This is a genomic window from Arachidicoccus sp. (genome assembly GCF_050436765.1).
Taxonomy (GTDB): domain Bacteria; phylum Bacteroidota; class Bacteroidia; order Chitinophagales; family Chitinophagaceae; genus Arachidicoccus.
This window is the reverse complement of record NZ_JBNQGD010000185.1, coordinates 1-1895: the sequence shown is the minus strand read 5'-3', so window position 1 is coordinate 1895 and position 1895 is coordinate 1. Positions and strand designations below refer to the sequence as shown.

General features: G+C 37.9%; 1 protein-coding gene. It reads left to right on the top strand.

Annotated elements, in window-relative coordinates; translation table 11 throughout:
- On the top strand, nucleotides 1–1409 hold a 1409-nt coding region (locus ACQR30_RS08100; RefSeq protein WP_429733843.1), incomplete at its 5' end, for a hypothetical protein.
- Nucleotides 1410–1895: the final 486 nt, after the last annotated feature.

The window sequence follows — 1895 nt, the reverse complement described above, 5'->3', positions numbered from 1 at the left end:
AAGGCTTTAAAGAAGCAAAACCAAATAGTTATTTTAAACAATTTAACCCTTATTATAGTATTTCCGCTACAAAATATAAAAACTATCTGTTGAAGCGTTTACCTCAACTGGCGAAAGAAGCAGATTTGGTTTATTTCAAGCATGACTTTAATGAGATGAGTGATTTGGCATCAGGCAATAATCATCCACCAGATGACCGGCATGGGCATGAAGCTAGTGTAGATGCGGCAATTGAAATGTTGCAAGCGACAACAAAGGCGCAGCCCAATATCATTCAAAATCTTACCAATTGGGTCTGGTTTTCTCCTTGGTGGCTGACACATGTGGATTATTTATGGATGCTGGCGGGTGATGATGGGATGAATGGTAATTGGCCGGAGCTCTCAACGCAGGCAAGAAGTACAACCGACCGTGACACCTACATTTGGCGTATGTGGGGCGATCCGGCTGATCGTCCATTAGTCCCTATTTCTCGTTTAATGACACATGGCATTATTAGAAAAGCCACTCCTAAAGACGAGACTTTACAAGATTGGCTGGAATATGTATTGATGTATTATGGCAGAGGTACCTTATTGAAGGAATGGTATATAACGCCATCTTCCATGTCTGCTGACGAGTGGAAGGGCCTGTGTTTGGTAAATAATTGGGCAAAGAAACATCAACAGGAATTGACAAATACAGTGTATGTTGGAGGACGCCCGGATGAAGGAAATGCTTATGGCTATATCGGTTGGAAAAATGAAAAGGGTGTACTGGTTGCAAGAAATCCACAAGCTTTAGCGCAAACGTTAATTATTCCATTTAATAAGGCTACGGGTTTCTATGGTAAGTTGGGAGATTCTTTTAAAGCAAATGTTGTTTTTCCTTATCAAGCAATTTATCCAACGACCTTTATTTCGGGTAAAAATATCTCGATTACCTTGCCCGGCTACTCAACCATGGCGTTTGAACTGAGTAGCGGAAAATCAAACTCAACACCCGACAAATTCTCGAGCATTCAATTTAAAAAAACAGAAACTCCGGCAACAACGACACTTACTGTTCCCTCAGACGCGCGAGGCCGTTGCGATTTATTATTAATTGGCAGACCGAATTTACCAAGCATACATATTAATGGGAAATCGGTGATAGCAGCCCGCAAAAGCGCATCTTCTATAAATAATTTCGCTAGTTATGCTAAAACAGGAATGATAAGTAAAAAAGCTACAGAATGGCATATGGAAAGTTTTGATTTGTTACCTTTTGTGGGCAAAACAATTACAATTACCTATAGCACTGCGGCGGGATTTAAAAGTTATATTTTAGTCGAGCGGAAAATAAAAAGCCCATTAAAGCCTAAAAAGGATAATGAAAATCTTTGGCCTATTACAAATGATACAAGAAGAGAAGTTCTAGAAATTTTTTAGTTACAACAATCATCAAACATCCGGCGCTTTAAATTTTAGCCCAGGGCAATTATGGGAACGGTCTCCCGGTTAAGGGCCGCTTTCTATCCATACGGTGGTCTTAGCAACCAAGAAAATACGCTATTGGATCGTTTGTCATTTTCTTGATAACAACGAATGGCAAAATGTTTAAACAAAAGATTACATGAAGATAAAAGCGATAATTTTAGTATCACAAACCAATTACTTCCGTAACTCAGACAAATAATTTTAATGCGTTGATCCCGTTCAACATATTTCTTAAAAGAACTTATCCTTAATTTTAGGCGGTGCAAAATGAAATTTAGAATGGCTGCTTTTTAAATTTAAGCTTACTTTTATAAAAACAAAATTCGCTAATGTATTGAAAGAAATATCCTAAATAATATGTTCCAACTTTTGGGCTGGATAGGTACCTTCTCCTATTTATTGGCTTACATACTATTGTCCTTACGAAAGATTAAATCA